Origin of the sequence: Falsiroseomonas selenitidurans (genome assembly GCF_012103215.1) — a bacterium.
Lineage (GTDB): Bacteria > Pseudomonadota > Alphaproteobacteria > Acetobacterales > Acetobacteraceae > Falsiroseomonas > Falsiroseomonas selenitidurans.
In genome coordinates, this window is sequence record NZ_JAAVNE010000041.1 from 33,009 (window position 1) to 48,083 (window position 15,075).

At 70.6% G+C, this 15,075-nt stretch carries 17 protein-coding genes; 6 read left to right on the forward strand and 11 right to left on the reverse strand.

Going from position 1 to position 15,075, the window contains the following annotated elements; translation table 11 throughout:
- Positions 1-10 precede the first annotated feature (10 nt).
- From HEQ75_RS20645 to HEQ75_RS20655, 3 genes are read right to left on the reverse strand one after another with little or no spacing between them, the layout of a single operon-like run.
- Positions 11-319, reverse strand: a complete 309-nt coding sequence (locus tag HEQ75_RS20645; protein ID WP_168034007.1) for a head-tail joining protein — start codon at positions 317-319, stop codon at positions 11-13.
- Positions 316-954, reverse strand: a complete 639-nt coding sequence (locus HEQ75_RS27925; protein ID WP_209318682.1) for a structural protein — start codon at positions 952-954, stop codon at positions 316-318. Before HEQ75_RS27925 ends, HEQ75_RS20645 begins: the two co-directional genes overlap by 4 nt.
- On the reverse strand, positions 951-1,298 hold the full coding sequence (locus HEQ75_RS20655) for a DUF2190 family protein (protein ID WP_168034008.1): 348 nt from the start codon (positions 1,296-1,298) through the stop codon (positions 951-953). The genes HEQ75_RS27925 and HEQ75_RS20655 overlap by 4 nt, the downstream gene beginning before the upstream one ends.
- Positions 1,299-1,390: 92 nt before the next feature.
- Here HEQ75_RS20655 and HEQ75_RS20660 point away from each other — a divergent pair, with 92 nt between their 5' ends.
- Together HEQ75_RS20660 and HEQ75_RS20665 are read left to right on the forward strand one after the other, a co-directional pair.
- Complete coding sequence (locus HEQ75_RS20660) at positions 1,391-1,636, forward strand: antitoxin MazE family protein (RefSeq protein WP_168034009.1); 246 nt, start codon at positions 1,391-1,393, stop codon at positions 1,634-1,636.
- Position 1,637: 1 nt separating this feature from the next.
- A complete protein-coding gene (locus tag HEQ75_RS20665; RefSeq protein ID WP_209318683.1) occupies positions 1,638-1,955 on the forward strand; it encodes a type II toxin-antitoxin system PemK/MazF family toxin in 318 nt (105 codons plus the stop codon).
- Between the two features lie 225 nt (positions 1,956-2,180).
- Here HEQ75_RS20665 and HEQ75_RS20670 read toward each other — a convergent pair whose 3' ends face one another.
- The 6 genes from HEQ75_RS20670 to HEQ75_RS20695 are packed head-to-tail and all read right to left on the reverse strand — an operon-like array spanning position 2,181 to position 10,163.
- Entirely contained in the window at positions 2,181-4,277 is a 2,097-nt protein-coding gene (locus HEQ75_RS20670; RefSeq protein WP_168034011.1) for a prohead protease/major capsid protein fusion protein, read from the reverse strand.
- A 24-nt stretch (positions 4,278-4,301) separates the two neighbouring features.
- Positions 4,302-5,795 (reverse strand): ubiquitin-activating E1 FCCH domain-containing protein, encoded by a 1,494-nt coding sequence (locus HEQ75_RS20675; protein ID WP_168034012.1) that lies wholly within the window; start codon positions 5,793-5,795, stop codon positions 4,302-4,304.
- Entirely contained in the window at positions 5,792-7,285 is a 1,494-nt protein-coding gene (locus HEQ75_RS20680; protein ID WP_168034013.1) for a phage portal protein, read from the reverse strand. The genes HEQ75_RS20675 and HEQ75_RS20680 overlap by 4 nt, the downstream gene beginning before the upstream one ends.
- A complete protein-coding gene (locus HEQ75_RS20685; RefSeq protein ID WP_168034014.1) occupies positions 7,285-7,521 on the reverse strand; it encodes a phage head-tail joining protein in 237 nt (78 codons plus the stop codon). Before HEQ75_RS20685 ends, HEQ75_RS20680 begins: the two co-directional genes overlap by 1 nt.
- A gap of 12 nt (positions 7,522-7,533) precedes the next feature.
- Positions 7,534-9,504: a phage terminase large subunit family protein gene (locus tag HEQ75_RS20690; protein WP_168034015.1), complete on the reverse strand. Its 1,971-nt coding sequence runs from the start codon at positions 9,502-9,504 to the stop codon at positions 7,534-7,536.
- Complete coding sequence (locus HEQ75_RS20695; RefSeq protein ID WP_168034016.1) at positions 9,504-10,163, reverse strand: elements of external origin; 660 nt, start codon at positions 10,161-10,163, stop codon at positions 9,504-9,506. Before HEQ75_RS20695 ends, HEQ75_RS20690 begins: the two co-directional genes overlap by 1 nt.
- Before the next feature lie 58 nt (positions 10,164-10,221).
- On the opposite strand from HEQ75_RS20695, the gene HEQ75_RS20700 reads away from it, so the two are divergent.
- The 4 genes from HEQ75_RS20700 to HEQ75_RS20715 all read left to right on the forward strand — a co-directional run bounded on the left by HEQ75_RS20700 (position 10,222) and on the right by HEQ75_RS20715 (position 12,053).
- Positions 10,222-10,458, forward strand: a complete 237-nt coding sequence (locus HEQ75_RS20700) for a hypothetical protein (RefSeq protein WP_168034025.1) — start codon at positions 10,222-10,224, stop codon at positions 10,456-10,458.
- A 122-nt stretch (positions 10,459-10,580) separates the two neighbouring features.
- Entirely contained in the window at positions 10,581-11,423 is an 843-nt protein-coding gene (locus HEQ75_RS29090; RefSeq protein WP_328734535.1) for a DUF3489 domain-containing protein, read from the forward strand.
- Positions 11,424-11,568: 145 nt separating this feature from the next.
- The gene (locus tag HEQ75_RS20710) at positions 11,569-11,772 is read left to right on the forward strand and encodes a hypothetical protein (RefSeq protein ID WP_168034017.1); all 204 of its coding nucleotides are present in this window, start codon (positions 11,569-11,571) and stop codon (positions 11,770-11,772) included.
- Complete coding sequence (locus tag HEQ75_RS20715; protein ID WP_168034018.1) at positions 11,772-12,053, forward strand: hypothetical protein; 282 nt, start codon at positions 11,772-11,774, stop codon at positions 12,051-12,053. The genes HEQ75_RS20710 and HEQ75_RS20715 overlap by 1 nt, the downstream gene beginning before the upstream one ends.
- A gap of 4 nt (positions 12,054-12,057) precedes the next feature.
- Here the strand turns inward: HEQ75_RS20715 and HEQ75_RS20720 are convergent, their stop codons facing one another.
- Together HEQ75_RS20720 and HEQ75_RS20725 are read right to left on the reverse strand one after the other, a co-directional pair.
- Positions 12,058-13,326, reverse strand: coding sequence for a site-specific DNA-methyltransferase (locus tag HEQ75_RS20720; protein WP_168034019.1), 1,269 nt, complete (start codon positions 13,324-13,326; stop codon positions 12,058-12,060).
- Positions 13,316-14,773, reverse strand: coding sequence for a site-specific DNA-methyltransferase (locus tag HEQ75_RS20725; RefSeq protein WP_168034020.1), 1,458 nt, complete (start codon positions 14,771-14,773; stop codon positions 13,316-13,318). The genes HEQ75_RS20720 and HEQ75_RS20725 overlap by 11 nt, the downstream gene beginning before the upstream one ends.
- Positions 14,774-15,075 lie beyond the last annotated feature (302 nt).

Sequence of the window (15,075 nt, forward strand, 5' to 3'; positions counted from 1 at the left end):
GGCGGTTCTCCTATCGGCGGCAGAAGACGCGCCAGGCGATGCCCGCGGCATCCCGCTCGGCGTGCTGGACGGTCAGGGTGTCGGCGCCGAGGGTGAAGGTGTCGTCCGCCTCGACGCTGGAGAGGACGGCGATGGCCACCGTCAGCACGTCGCCGGCCTGGATCGCGCTGGTGCCGAAGGCATCGCCCAGCCGATCCGGCGACGAGCGGACCACGCGGAGCAGGACCGGCGCACCGGTCCCGCCCGCGCGATAGCTCGCATCCGCTCCGATGTTCGGATCCGCGGCCAGCGCATCCATGGCCGCGACGAAGGCGCTCATGCGGGCCGCCGCAGCCGCCAGGCGAGGACGCCCGCCACGGCCGCGACGATGACCGCGATGGCGACGGCGGGCGCCAGCGTGCCCAGCGCTTGGATGGCCGGCGCCGCCTGTGCCACGGCGGTGGCGATGCCCGCCGCGCCCACGAGGACCGCACCACGCCCGGTGCCGGTGACGGCGGCCACCTCCCGCAATGTCACCGGCGGCGCGGGCGGGACCCCGGCCAGGGTGAGCGCGCGGTCAATCACCGCGGCCGGATAGCTCAGCCCGGCGCACTCATGGTGGATGATGGCCTCGACCAGCGGGCGGAGGTGTTCGTTCCGATGCAGGTCGATGGCATCGTCCGGCGCGACGCCAATGCGTCGCGCCACCACCGCGATATAGGCCGCGGTGTCGTTCTCCACCTTGGGCGCCCAGCGCTCGATGATCGCGCGCGGCGTGCGCAGCTTGTGCCGGTCCTGGTAGGTGACCAGCAGGGCGGCGAGCGCGCGGATGCCGAACTCGTGGCTGGTGAAGCGGCAGAAACGCCCATCCGACGGCGGCTCGGCCAGCCCCTGCCACTTGTTGGCAGGGACGTGCTCGATGTTCCCCGGGTTGCGGTTGCGATAGCCCCGCGTGGCCTTCGGATCGATGCTCATGCGCCGGACGCCGGGACGCGCAGCAGCACGGCGCGGACGGTGGTGTCCGCCGCGAGCGCCGCCACTGTGGCGAGGCCCACCTGGAAGTTGCCGGTGGCCGTGGTGGTGAGGCGCCGGTTGGTGTTGTCCCAGAACAGCCGCGCACCGGCGGTGATGGCGAGCGCCGGCTCCTTGGTGATGTCGAAGACGCCCTTGGTCTGGCATTCGATGACGGCGTTCTGCACGCCGTCGACGGCGGCCACGCCGAAGAGCGCGCCGACCAGGACGCCCTGGCCGGAGGTGACGCCGCCCGCATAGGGGACGGCGAGCGCCAGGCTGTCGCCGGGCTGCACATAGTTGCGCATGGATTGCTCCTGTGGAGGGTGGATTGGTGAGGAAGGACGGCCTTGAAGTCGGCCGCCAAAGACGTTACATGTAACGTCTCATGGAGGTTCCGATGCCCGCTCCTGATGTGCGCAAGCGCGTGGCTGCCCACCGGGCGGAGTTGCGCAAGCGCGGCCTGCGCCCGATCCAGATCTGGGTCCCAGACACCCGCGCCCCCGGCTTTGCCGAGGAGGCGCGCCGGCAATCCCAGCTCGTCGATGCGGATGACGAGTTCGGCGAGGTGATGGGCTTCATCGAGCGCAATTCGGCCTGGCCCGAGGGAGACGACGATATCCCCGAATACGATGCGCTGCGGTGAGGTGGTGGTCGTCGCCGACCGTGCAGGCGGCGACTATGCGGGGAAACCCAGGCCGGCGGTGGTGGTGCAGTCGGACATGTACGACCAAACGCTCAGTCTGGTGGTGTGCCCCCTGACGTCGCGGGAGCGCGATGCCGGATTGCTGCGTGTGGCAGTCGCGCCGAGTGATCGGTTGTCGATCCGTCAGCCGAGCTGGGTGATGGTGGAAAAGCTAACCAGCATCCGCCGCGATCGAGCGACGTCCGTGATCGGGAGGCTCTCAGATGAGGAGATCACCGCGCTGAACAGAAGCTTGGCGGTCTTCCTCGGCTTTGCGTGAGGCGCGACATGGCATTTGAAGTGAGGGTCAGCAGTCGCGCGATGCGGGGCAAGCTCGCTCTGTTCCTGCGGCTCGTTGAGCGCGGGCATCGGGTGGTGATCGCGGATCGCGGGCAGCGACCTGTCCTTCTGATCCCCGCCCGCGAAAATGGCCACATACCGACGCGCGACGCCTTACGGCTGGGCGGGCGCTTTCGCGCACTGCCCGCCCCGCAGCGGCGTGCCCTTAGGTGCCCGGGTTGAACCAGGCGCCGCGCCAGTCGATGGCGCCGACGCCGAAGTCGAAGATCACCGAGACTTCGACACCATCGACGCCCTGCACATTGCCGGTGGTGACCTGCGGCCCCTCGGCGCCGTTGAGGTAGCCGTAGACGTAGACCGGCGCGGCCATCGGGTCGGAGAACAGGTACCAGCGGTTGGCCGGGATCAGCGGCTCGACCAGCGGCTGGACGAAGCCAGCATAGACGTTGGCGTTGCTGGTCTGCGTCGCCTGCACCGAGACGGTGAGCTGGCGCGCCGCGAGCTCCTGGTTCGGCCCGACCAGCAGGCGCATCTGCGCGCCCACCGCGATGGGCAGGCCGTCGAGCGTCCGCTGCCGCATCACGGCGGCACGGCCGAGTGCGAGGTTCGGCAAGTCGAGCAGCGTGCCGGCACCCGCCTTGTTGGCCCGCGCCGCCGCCGTACCGAAGACCGCGGCCGCGCCGGTGGTGAGCGTGGGGCCGTCGCCACCCGCGCTATTCACCAGCGCATAGGCCGTCGCATTCTCGAAGTCGGCGACACGCCGGCCGATCATGGAGGCGAAGTCAGTGAAGGCGCCCAGATCGTCATTCACCAGCATCTGGCGCGTGACGCGGATGCGCCGGGCGAAGGTCTGCAGGAACACGAGCTCCTGGCTCTCCGACATGGTGCCGGCCTGGACCTCGCCATTCTCCGACAGCGGCAGCAGGGTCGGGAAGTCGCCGACGCGGAGGTGGCGGTGCGGCTTGAAGTCCCGGAAATCGCGGCGGAGGAACAGCGTTCGGTAGGTGGGTGCGGCCGGCGCGTAGGCAGCCAGCAGCATCTTGTTGGCCGCGGCGGAGAGCAGCACCGGGAAGTCGGAGGTGGTGTGGAAGGCGCGCTCGGCCAGGATGGTCGGGTTGCGCGGGACGTTGCGCTCGCCCCGGGCGCGGAGAAGCTCGCCGATCATGTCGGAGGGGCGCCAACCCAGGAACTCGGTGTGGCGGCCGGTGGTCGGCGCCTGGTAGCCGGGCATGGTGCGGGCGGCGAGCGCCTCGGCCATGGCGTCGAGGATCTGCGCCGGGTCCTCGTTGGAGGGGCCGGTGTCGGGGCGCGCCGGCAGGGAGGGACGGGCCGCCCCGCTGGTGAAGGCGTCCCAGAGCCGGCCGCGCAGCACCTCGGGCGAGACGCGGTCGCGGATGGCGGCCTCGCGCATGGTGTCGAGCATGTCGGCGGTCACCAGGCCGCGGGCGGCGGCGAGGACCGGCTCGTAGCCAGCGATGCGCTCGACCGCGGCGCGCTCCGCTTCGGCGCGGATGGCCTCGAAGTCGGGGGCCGGCGGCGCAGCGCGGGTCGGCTCGGGCGGAGCGGTGGGTGCGGCGGTGGGTGCGGTGGTCACGGGGTTCTCCTGGGGCGTGGATGCGATGGGCGGCGCGGGCGGCGCCGGCGCGGGATCCGACGAAGCCGGCGTCGTCTCGGGCATGGTGGGTTCCTCGGGGATGGTCAGGGCGGGTTCGATGGCGGTGGCGAGGGCGCCCTGGTCCCCCTCGCCGCGCACGACGGCGGCCGCGTCCACGGGGACCGGCACGATCGAGATTTCGTAAGGCTCCCAATCCACGGCGCGGTGGATGGTCTGGCCGGTGGCGGCGTCGGGCCGGGGCTCGTAGCGGTGCACCCGGTAGCCGACGCTGACGGACTGCAGCGTGCCGTCCGCGACGCGCTGCCAGACCGGCTCCACGTCATCGGCGCCACTGAATTGCAGCGTGGCGTAGCCGCGGCCGGCCTCGAGCCGGGCGGCGGTGACGCGGCCCAGCACGTCGCGCGTGCCAGCGCGCCGGTGGGTGTCCAGCACCGGTGCGCGGCCGGAGCGCAGCGCGTCCATGCGGACCGCTGAGGGCGCCATGTCGAGCTCTTCGAGGATCGGCCCATAGGGCGGCACGAAGTTGCGGGCCCGCGCGCCGGTGGACCACACCACCTCGACGGTGCGGGCCGCCCGATTGACGGTGACGGGCGCGGCGAGCGCGCGGCAGGCGGTGATCGACTGCCCAGCGTCGGGCATTCGATCCGGCGCGGGGCTGGGCCCCTCCGGTTCGATCGGCTCGGTCATGGATGTGCTCCTGGCGCGGCGCCGTTACGGCGCGGCGAAGCCCTGCGCGTTGACGTAGACCTGCGCGCCGGTGGTGATGCAGGCGACGTTCATCGCCGTGGCGGCGGTCCCGCGCAGCGGGGTGGGAAAGGTGATCTCGACCGGGGCCGCCATCGCCGCCGGCAGCAGCTGACGCCAGATCACGGTGGCGCCGTCCTTGATGACCACCTCCGTGGCGACCGTCGCGTGTGCGTTGCGGATATCGATCGAGGTGACGTAGTTCCGGATGCCGGCCGCGGCGGCCGCCCGGAGCACCACATCGGTGGTGTTGATGATCCCACCCGCGGCGGCGGCGTACTGCCAGTCGGCCTCGGGGATGGCGTAGGGCTTTGTGACCAGCGCGCCGATCAGCGTCGCCAGCAGATCCACGCCACGCGCCGTGGTGACGGCGACCGGATTGGCCGAGTAGCCGGTGGCCGCCAGCACCGGCAGCGCGCCGCTGGTACCGCGGGCCTGGCCGCCCACCGGCGTTACGGTCGGCGGGATGGTGCTGAGGACATTCACGCCAAGCCCCTGGCCCGCGACCGACTGGCCGCGGCCGGCGGTGATTTCGGTGGTGAGCTCGGCATAGTCCGCGATGGTGACGAACTGGACCTTGATGTCGGTGTTCGAGGCGGGAGCGAGATTGCGCGAGACCGAGGCCCAGCCGGTGTTCAGATAGGCGCCGGTGAAGGTCGAGCCGACCAGATCAAAGCTGTTCGCGTCGATGACCGTGATGGTGAAGCTGCCATTCGCCCCGGGCACGCCGGAGACATCGGCGACCGTCACCACATCGTTCGTGGCAAAGCCATGCGCCGCGCGGGTGATACGCACCGCGCCACCGCCATTGTTCGCCACCGCCGAGACGCCGCTGATGAACTGGCGGTTCCGCACGCGGATCCGAAAGCGATACAGCGCATTCGGCTCTGGGATCTGCTGGTGGCGGACATACGAGTTCGACCGCGCTGCGGTGGTGTCGAGCAGGCGGCCATGGAAGTAGCATTCGTCGTTGGTCGGCTCGAGCTCCAGCACCGACCAGCCGGCCGGCGCCGTGGTCGGGATGGTGCTGCCCGAGGCGCTGCCGAGGCGCGGCGCGGCCTCGCTTTGCACCTCGTAGTTCGCGAGCGTCGCGCTGGTCCCGTCCAGCCGCCAGGCAGCCGCACTGCGCCCGTCCGGCTGGGCGGTGGCCGGATCAATGCTGACCAGCTCGAGCCAGACCGACTGGCCGACGATGCGCTGGCTCATATTCACCGCCACCATGACCCGGAGCGGGATGGTGAAGGTGGTGCGGCTGGTGAGCGTCAGCTCGTCGTCGAGCGTGGTGCCGGTGGAGATGGTGACGGCGCCATCCGCGACGGTGTGCGTGATGCCGCCGCCGGTCGCCGCGATCTCCCAGCGCGCCGGATTGATCTCGGTGCCGTTGAAGCTGTCGCGGAACTTCTTCTGCATGCTCTTGATCTTGAGCATGTCGTCGGTCCAGTCGTAGGCACCTGCGATCATTGGGATGCTCCTGGATTGGGGGCAGCGCCCGCATCCGCACGCGGCGAAGCAGCGCCGGTGGCGGCGATCTCGATGGCGGCGAGCTGGGCCGCATCCTGTGCGGCGCCGGACTTCGCGACGCGGCGCGGATCGCTGTCGAGCGACAGCCCTGCCTCATCGAGCAGGGCGTTGGCCTCGCGGATCATCTCGACGACCTGGCGGAAGTCGTAGCCGAAGGCGCCGACGGCCTCGGGCTGCGGCACGAAGCCGGCGCGCACCTGGGCGATCAGGGCGGTGGTGTCCTTCAGCGGGTCGATCATCTCGTGGGCGGGCGGGACGTGCGATAGGCCCTCGGGAACATCCGCGCCCCAAAGGCCGAGCAGCGCGCCCTGCGCGTGGAAGCGATCGGCGATCGGCCGCACCAGCATTGGGATCAGCATCCCGTACTGCACCTGCTCGCAGAGCCGGCGGAACTCGATCTTGCCGGCACGCAGGCTGGAGTAGTTCGCCTGGGTGAGGTCCCCGGCGACCTGGTCGTAGGTGAGGCCGGTGCCGACGGCGGAAGCTTCAAGCGCGCGCCGCGCGAAGGCCGCGTGCGATCCACCACCGGAGGGGTTCACCACCTCCACGCTGCCCATGCCGCGGCGATACAGGATCATGCCGGGCTCGAAGCTCTCGACCGTCCGGCCCTGCGCATCACGCAGCAGTCCCGAAGCCGGGCCGGTCATGGTGTCGTCGCCATCCTCGGACACAACCGCGGCGAGGCACGCCTCGATCTTGGCCTTCATCAGCAGCGCGGCCTCGTAGTCACCGAGGTCGCGCAGTCGGGTCAGCACCGGCGCCAGCCAGGACACGTCGCGCAGCTGGCCAGGCCGGCGCTTGCGGTAGATGTGCAGCACATCGCGGGCGGGGACGCGCTGGCTGCTGAGCCAGGTGGCACCGCCCGGCAGGACCCAGGACGCGCCGGGATGCACGCGGTGCAGCCAATAGCCGACCGGCTCACCGGCCTCTCCCAGGCCGATGCCCTGCAGGGTGGAGACACCCTCGATGACGCCCTGGCGGGCCGTGTCGAGGTGATCGCTTTCCAGCACCTGCAGCCTCAGGCCGATCGGATTGGCCGGCGTGCTGTCGGCCGGCAGCAGCCGGACGAAGCATTCGCCGCTCTCGACCACCGCCCGCATCACCAGCGCCTGCAGGCCATAGAGATCGAGCCGGCCCTCGGCGTCGCAAGCGGTGCTGTCGGACCAGCGCCGCCAGGCCTCGGCATGCGGCTTATCCGGCCAGCGAGTGGTGATGCCGGCGCCCACCGCGTTGCCGGTCCAGAGATCCACGATGCGGGCGGCGTAGGGGTCGTTGCGGACGGCATCGCGGGCGCGGCGTGCCACGGTGGGTGCGGCGGCGCCGACATCGGCCGTGGCGCTGCCGCCGGAGGCCGCCCAGCTCGAAGCACGGCTGTCCTGCGCGGCGGCATAGCCACGCAGGGCGTGCCAGGCATCGCGAAGGCGGCCCATCACCTGCTTCCCTCGCGGGAGAAGCTGGCGAAGGTCACGCTGGGGCGGCGCGCGGCGGTGTTCTCGGCGGCGTGCAGGACGGATAGGGCGCGGCCGAGCTCATCCAGGGAGCGGTATTCAACCGTGCGGCCATCGAAGGTCACGCGCGTGGTGCCGCCGGTGAAGGCTGCGGCCAGCACGGCGGCGCGGGTGCCGGGCGGTTGGGCGAGTGCCCAGGCGAGGACGGTCGGGTCCATGATCGTCCTCCTTCAGCGAAGCCAGCCGTTGCGCGGCGCGAGCCAGCCGCGTGGGCGTTGGGTGTCAGTCGCGACCTGCGGCGGCGATGGAGGAGCGACAATCCCGCCGGTGGGAATCTCGCCTGCTGGCAGCGACAGCGCATCGGCCATCCGTGTCCAACGCCCGTCACCCCAACCATCCATGCCGAGGGCCGCCGCGGCAGCACGCGCATAGACCCGGCAGTCCAGCGCCTCGTTCCGTTCCCTGGTCTTGACCCATTCGAGCCGGCGAAAGCCGTTGCGGCCAGCACGCGCCACGAACTGCTCGGCGGTAAGCTGGCGACAGAATTCCTCGCCGGCCGCATGCAGCGGCAGATGCACGAAGCCGGGCGGGAACGGATCGCCGCTCTCCGCCGTTGGCCGCTCCAGCTTCAGCCAGCCGTAAGTCTCGCCCTTCAGGAAGGACGAGCCGACCGGCCAGACCTTCAGCCCGCCAAGCTTGCGGCCGTTCCGCCGCACCTCCGTGGCCGAGGGCTGCCCGATCGCCGCCCGCAGACCGTCCTGGCCCTTCACGGCGATGGCACGACCGGCACCGGCCCGCCGCACGAAGGCATAGACCTCGGCCGTGGTCATGCCGTCGCCGCTGTCGATCGCCGTCATGGCAAGGCCAAGCCGGTGGCCGGAAGCGTGCCGCCAGGTCTCGCCCAGCAGGCCGCGCAACTCGTCCCACACCGCCGCCTCGAAGGGATTGCCCGCGAGGATGCGGTGCTCGATCAGCCAGGACTGCCGATCCTGCGCCCATGCCCAGATGCTAGCCTCGAGGCGATCGCGCTGCACGTCGACACCCGCCGTCAGCAGCAGCCCCTCGGCCGCAACCGTGCCGGGCGCCCATTCCTCTCGACGATCGTAGAGCCGCTGCCAGTCCGGCGCCTCGCCGCTCTCCTGCCAGGTTTCTCCGAGGACGGTATTCCGAAATGTCTTGATGGCGCGGTCGTCGCCCTGCGCCGCCTCCCAATCCCGCACCGCCTGGGACCAGGAGAACCAGCCGACCGGCGAGTACAGCGCCGAGATGTGAAAGCCGATGGCGTGCGGATCCTGCGGGATGGCGGTGGGTCGCCATTCGCCGCCGGCTAGCATCGCCGTCTTATGCTGCTCGCCGATCTCCCCGTCGCAGGCCTCGCAGAGATAGCGTGCGCTGTCCGGCTCGCCCTTTTCCCAGACCAGCCGCTCGAAGCGCAGCCACTGCATCGCGGCGCAGTGCGGACACGGCAGGAAGAACCGCCGCTGGTCGCTGGCCAGATACTCGCGCTCGATGCGCGACAGGCCGGAGATGGTGGGCGTCGAGACCAGCAGCGTCTTGCGGCGCCAGCCGAAGGTGCGCGCCCGGGCTTCCGCCAGCGCGACGGGATCGCCCTCGCCCTCGACGTCGCCAGGATAGGCATCGACCTCGTCCAGGAAGAGGAAGCGCGCCGACATGGAGCGCAGCCCGACCGCGCTGTTGGCGCCGGTCATCACCAGCTGGCCGCCCGGGAACTCCTTGCTGAGCTGGCGATTGCCGCTGTCGCGCGATCGGGCCGGCGCGACGCGCTGCCGGATGGCGGGCGTCTCCTCCACCAGCGGGTCGATGCGCTGGTCGGAGAAGCGCTTGGCGAGTTCAGTGGTCGGCTGCACCGCCAGCATCGGACCAGGCGCATGGTGGATGACGTAGCCAATCCAATTATTGCCGCACTCCGTACCTCCGACCTGCGCGCCCTTCATGAAGACCACGCGCCGGGCAGGATGTGCGGGCGAGAGCGCGTCCATCACGTCGCGCAGATAAGGCGTGCGGTTGGTGCGCCATGGGCCTGGCTCGGCGCTGCCGCGGGAGCCGAGCATGCGATGCTTGTCCGCCCAGTCCGAAACCAGTAGCGCGGGCTCGGGCGCCATGCCGTCGCGCCAGGCCTGCAGGATCTCGGCGGCGCCGTCGAAGTTGCCGAGCTCGCCGATGATCTGTTCGCCGGTCATCATGCGACCGCCACGCGGACGTCGTTGCGCTCGGCCAGGTGCTGCCGAAGCCGGGCATCCATCAGCGTCTGCAGCCGATGCGCATCGACACCCAGTTCGGCCGCCAATTCCGCGGCGATACGGGCCGGCCATGCGAGGATGGCATCGCGCTCCTCCTTGGCCAGCCGGTGCACCAGCATGAGCGCGCGCGCCTTCTCGACCAGTTGGCCGCGACGCTCATCGAGCCGGAGCTTGCGCTCCTGCGCCTTGAGCATCTCGTTGGCGGTGCGGGCATTGTGGAAGCTGCTGCCGCCGGCGGAGGGCGTGGGCAGCGGCTCCGGAATGGGCGGGGCGACGAAGGCCGGCCGCGGCGCGGCCGGGGGTGGCAAGGGCTGCGCCGATACCGGCGTCACCATGGCCGCTGTCTTGCGCGCCGGGTCGCTGCTCGCAGCCAGCCGCGCACGCACCTTCTCGACGTCCCAGCCGCCGCCAGGCTCCTGCGCGATACGGCCGGCCTGCGCGGCCTTCTGCAGCGCGGTGTGCGAAATGCCCAGCCGGCGCGCCACCTCGCGCTGCGAGGCCACCAGCGCATCGGAAGCGGCTGCGATCATGATGTGATCGAACGCCTCCGATCTTAGCAATTCGATGCGCGCGAGATGCGCTTGGCTCGTGCGCGGCACAGCGCGAATGGTCCGTCACACGCAGAGCATCACGCCCTGCACCACGACGGAGACCGCCATGACCGACCGCACCGCCCGCGCCGCCCGCAACCAGGAACGCAGCTTGGCCGCCTTCCTCGCGAAGAAGACCGAGTTCGACGCCCTCCTCGCCGAACTCACCCAGGCCAGCGCGGACCATTTCGGCGCGGATCCGGAGACGGTGCTTTGGGGCGAAGCGACCTGGCTTTCCGATGCCACCGCGAAGCTGAAGGACATCGCGGACCAGCATTTCCGCCGCGGCGAATACGAAGCCTGACGCGCGCCACTCCCGCACCGCCCCGACCGGCCACGCCGGCGGGGCTCCCGGCAGTAGGGGCCGATGACCGGCACCCGGAACCGGAGACCACCACGATGACGAAGCTTTCCGACAGCCAGCGCGTGATCCTCAGCGCCGCCGCGCAGCACGAGATGGGCCTCGCCCGCGCGCCGAAGACCCTGCCGGCCGCGGCCCGCAACGCGGTGTTCCGCAGCCTGATCAAGAACAACCTGCTCACCGAGATCAACGCCCCGCGGGACTTCGTCGGGCTGGGCTGGCGTCAGGACGACGACGGCACTTGGATCGTGGCCCGCATCACCGACGAGGGGCTGCGCGCCATCGGCATCGACCCCAACGAGGGCGACGCGGAGGCAAGCGAGCCCGACTGCTCGGGCATCGAGGGCAGCGTGCCCGACACGGCGCCCACGGTGGCGCCGGACGCCGCGCCGGGGGAAAGCCCCACGCTCGCCGCCGAGCCCGCCCAAACCGCGCCCCTGACGGAGGAGATCGCCCTGCTCGACCAGGCCCTCGCCGCACGCGCCGCGATGCCGCGCGCCAGCCTGCGCGATACCGCCGCGGCCATCCTCGCCGCCTGGGACGACCAGGCTGCTCGCTTCGGGACGCATGATGGCGACCTGATCGGCGCCCTGGACGCGCCGATCGCGGCCCTTCGCATCCTGCTTGCCGGGAAGCCCGCCCGCGTCGCCCGCGAGCCGGGCGCGCCGCGCAAGCCGCGCGAGGGGACCAAACAGGAGCAGGTGCTGGCCATGCTGCGCCGCCCCGAGGGCGCGACGGTCGCGCAGATAGCCGAGGCCACGGGCTGGGCACAGCACACGGTGCGCGGCTTCTTTGCCGGGCTGAAGAAGAAGGGCCACGCGGTCGAGGTGAAGTCACGCGAGCGGATGGTCGGCCCCAACAAGACGGGCGCGAAGGGGTCCTTCACGATCTACGCATTGGCGGAGTGAAGCATCTCAGCCACGCCACTGAACATCATCGGAAGCGCCGGGGATCATCCAGATTCCCGGCGCTTTATCGAGTTGGCTGCGCTCCGACACAGCGCGAATCGTCCGTCACGCGCAGGGCATCCCGCCCCGCCAGACGGAGACGACGATGACCAGCACCACCATCCTCCCGCACGAGACCGCCGAAGGCCCGCAGGATCGCGCCGCCTGGCAGCAGCTTCTCGCCACCGCGCCGCGCAGCACCGACAGCGTGGGCCGCGCGACCATTCAGGTCTGCACCGCCAGCGACGGGCGGGCGATCTACGCCACGGTGGAATACGCCACCTGGCAGACCGAGAAGGAGGAAGGCTGATGCCCTCCGAACGCTGCTGGATCATCCTGGCGCAGGATGGCCGCCACGTCACCATGGGGCGAGCCGCACCGCCGAGCGAGGCAGAAGTCGAAGCCGCCGCCGCGGCGCTCGCCGTGCAGGGGCTGGCGGGATGGCTCGCCACGCTGGACGGCAACTACTGGTCGCGCCGTCGCGTGGCGCTCGCGCCCGTGCAGACGCTTGGCGACGGCGCCGCGCTCGATTGGCCCACCGCGGTCGCCGCATTCGATGCCGCTCGCAAGGTAGCCACGACGCTCCGCTGACGCATCATGCCGCGAGTGCCACACCACGCGCTGCGGCCACGTCCCGGAACACCCGGTCCTCGCCGGCCAGCACGGCCGCCTTGCCGGTGAGGTTCTGCCAGCGCTGGATGGCGACATCGACATAGCGCGGATCGATATCCACCGCGTAGCAGGCCCGGCCCGTCGTCTCCGCGGCAATCAGCGTCGTGCCGCTGCCGAGGAAGGGATCGTAGATCGCCTCGCCGGCGGCGCTGTTATTGATGATCGGGCGGCGCATGCACTCCACCGGCTTCTGCGTGCCGTGCACCGTGGCGGCGTCCTCGTCGCCAGCGTTGCTGATCGCCCAGAGCGTGGCTTGGTCCCGTGCACCCTGCCAGTGGCCGGTCGCACCCTTGCGGACCGCGTAGAGGCAGGGCTCGTGCTGCCAGTGATAGTCGCCGCGGCCCAGCACGAAGCGCGACTTCGCCCAGACGATCTGACTGCGGATCACGAAGCCCACGGCCTCGAGGCTGTCGATCATCGTGCGGCTGTGCACACCGGCGTGCCAGACATAAGCCACGTTGCCGGGGAACAGCGCCCAGGCCTGCCGCCAGTCGGCGCGATCGTCATTCGCCACCTTGCCGGTACGCATGGTGGCCGAGACGCCGGCTTCGTTTCGCCATTCCGGATCGTAGTTCACGCCATAGGGTGGGTCGGTGATCATCAGATGTGGCGTCGCGCCATCCAGCAGGCGCGCGACATCGGCGGCGGATGTGGCGTCGCCGCAGAGCAGCCGATGTGCCCCAAGCTGCCAAAGGTCGCCTGCACGGGTGACCGGCACGACCGGTGGCTCGGGCGCCGGTGCGTCGGGATCGCCCGCGGCGGGACCCGTATCCGCGCCCGCGGCGTCGGCCAGCAGGCGATCCAGCGCCGCCTGGTCGAAGCCGATCAGGCCCAGGTCGAATTCGTCGGCACGCAGTTCCCGCAGCTCGGCGGCGAGCAGGCTCTCGTCCCAGGTCGAGTTCAGCGCCAGCTGGTTGTCCGCCAGCCGAAAGGCCCGCGCCTGCGCCTCGGTCAGATGGCCGAGGCGGATGGCGGGCACCGCCTCGAGCCCGAGCGCCTTGGCCGCCAGCACGCGGCCATGGCCCGCGATCAGGACGCCGGCATCGTCCACCAGCACCGGCACGTTGAAGCCGAATTCGGCGATGGACGCCGCCAGCTGCGCTACCTGCTCGCTAGGGTGCATGCGCGCATTGGCGGCATAGGCCACGAGCGATGCCACAGGCATCATCTCCATCTGAAGGTCAGGCCGCATCGACAGTGACCTCCATCCGGGCCGCGGCGACAGCCTCGTAATCGCGGCCATCATCTGCCAGCGTCACCGGCAGGTCGGGGTGCAGCATCCGCCAGCGGGCGATCGCCAAGTCGACATAGGCGGACGCCAGTTCGATGGCGCACACGCGGCGGCAGGTGCGCTGGCCGGCGAGAATGGTCGTGCCGGAGCCGCCGAACGGTTCGAACACCACCTCGCCCTCGACGGTGTAGGTGCGCATCAGGAATTCCGGCAGCACGACCGGGAACACCGCGGGGTGCTCCGTCTCGATGCCGCGGCCCTTGTGGCGGGTCAGGCGCAGCACGTTGTCGGGGATCCGGAAGTCCTGCACCGGCAGGCCGGCATGCTGGTACTCCGAGATGGTGCCGTCGGCGGCGCGCAGCCCGCTGCCCTTGTTCGGCGTGCCGGCCCATTTGCAGGGGACGATCTTGTTGGCCTGGCGCGCCTGGCGGTTGAAGTGGAAGACGAACTCGAAGGCCGGCGCGAGGCGGCCGTTCCAATCGCCGGGCAGGCCAGGCCCCTGGTCCCAGGTGTAAAGCCCGAAGCGCCGCCAACCGCGGGCGCGCATCCAGTCGAGCCAGCCGGACCAATACGGGATCCATTCGCTGTCGCGGTGGATGAGGCCGAGGTTCACCAGCACCTGACCGTCCGGCCGCATGGCCAAGTCGAGATGCTGGAACATGCCCTGCATCAGCGCATCCCAATCCGTGCCGCCGCCGGTGGTGTAGTCCCGCTGATTTCCATAGGGCGGGGAGGTGAACAGCAGCGTGGCGCGGTCGTCGCCCATCACGCGCGCCACTGAGGCGGCGTCGGTGCTGTCGCCGCAGAGCAGGCGATGGTCGCCGAGCATCCAGAGATCGCCGGGACGGGTGACGGCCTGGCGCGGCGGCTCCGGTTCGGCGTCCGCGGGATCGTCCGCCGGCGCCTCGTTGCCAGGGGCGTCGGCGCTGGCAACGGCGGGGCTGGCAAGCGGCCCGTTGCCAGGGTCCGTTGCCAATGGCTCCATGCCTGCCAGCAGCCGATCGAGCTCACCGGCATCGAAGCCGGTCAGCGCCAGATCGAGACCGCCCATCTCCTGCAGCTTGGCCACCTCGGCGGCGAGCAGCGCCTCGTCCCATCCGGCGTTCAGCGCGATGCGATTGTCGGCCAGGCGGTAGGCAGCCTTCTGCGCTTCGGTCAGTCCGGCGCGGATGATGGTGGGGACCGTCTCCAGGCCCAGGGATTTGGCGGCTTGCAGCCGGCCGTGGCCGGCGATGACCTCACCGCGCTCGTCCACCAGGACCGGCGCCACGAAGCCGAACTCGAGAATGGAGGCAGCGATTTGCGCCACCTGCTCGGCGGAATGCGTGCGCGCATTGCCGGCATAGGGCAGCAGGGAGGCGACCGCGCGCGCCTCAACGGCGCTCGCAGACCATGGGGCCTGGGGCATACGCACCTGCTGATATCGATGGTGGTGGTGAAGAATGCCGCCTGGCGAGGCTGGCAACACGGCGGCGTGGCAACCTGGAAAAATGGCCTGGCGCTAGGAATGTTGCGCGCTTCCGCCCCCCGCATACAGCGGGGCCAGAAAGGAACCATTGGCTCGCGAGCCACTGTCTCGATCGAGCCGCAGCGTGGCTGTTCAGCCGCGGCGCTCTCGCACCTTCTCTACGTGTCTTGCTTCTAGCCTTATCGATTTCGGAGCCGCTACGGGGTGAATTGTAACAGCGGGATCGGGGCGATGGTGACCGC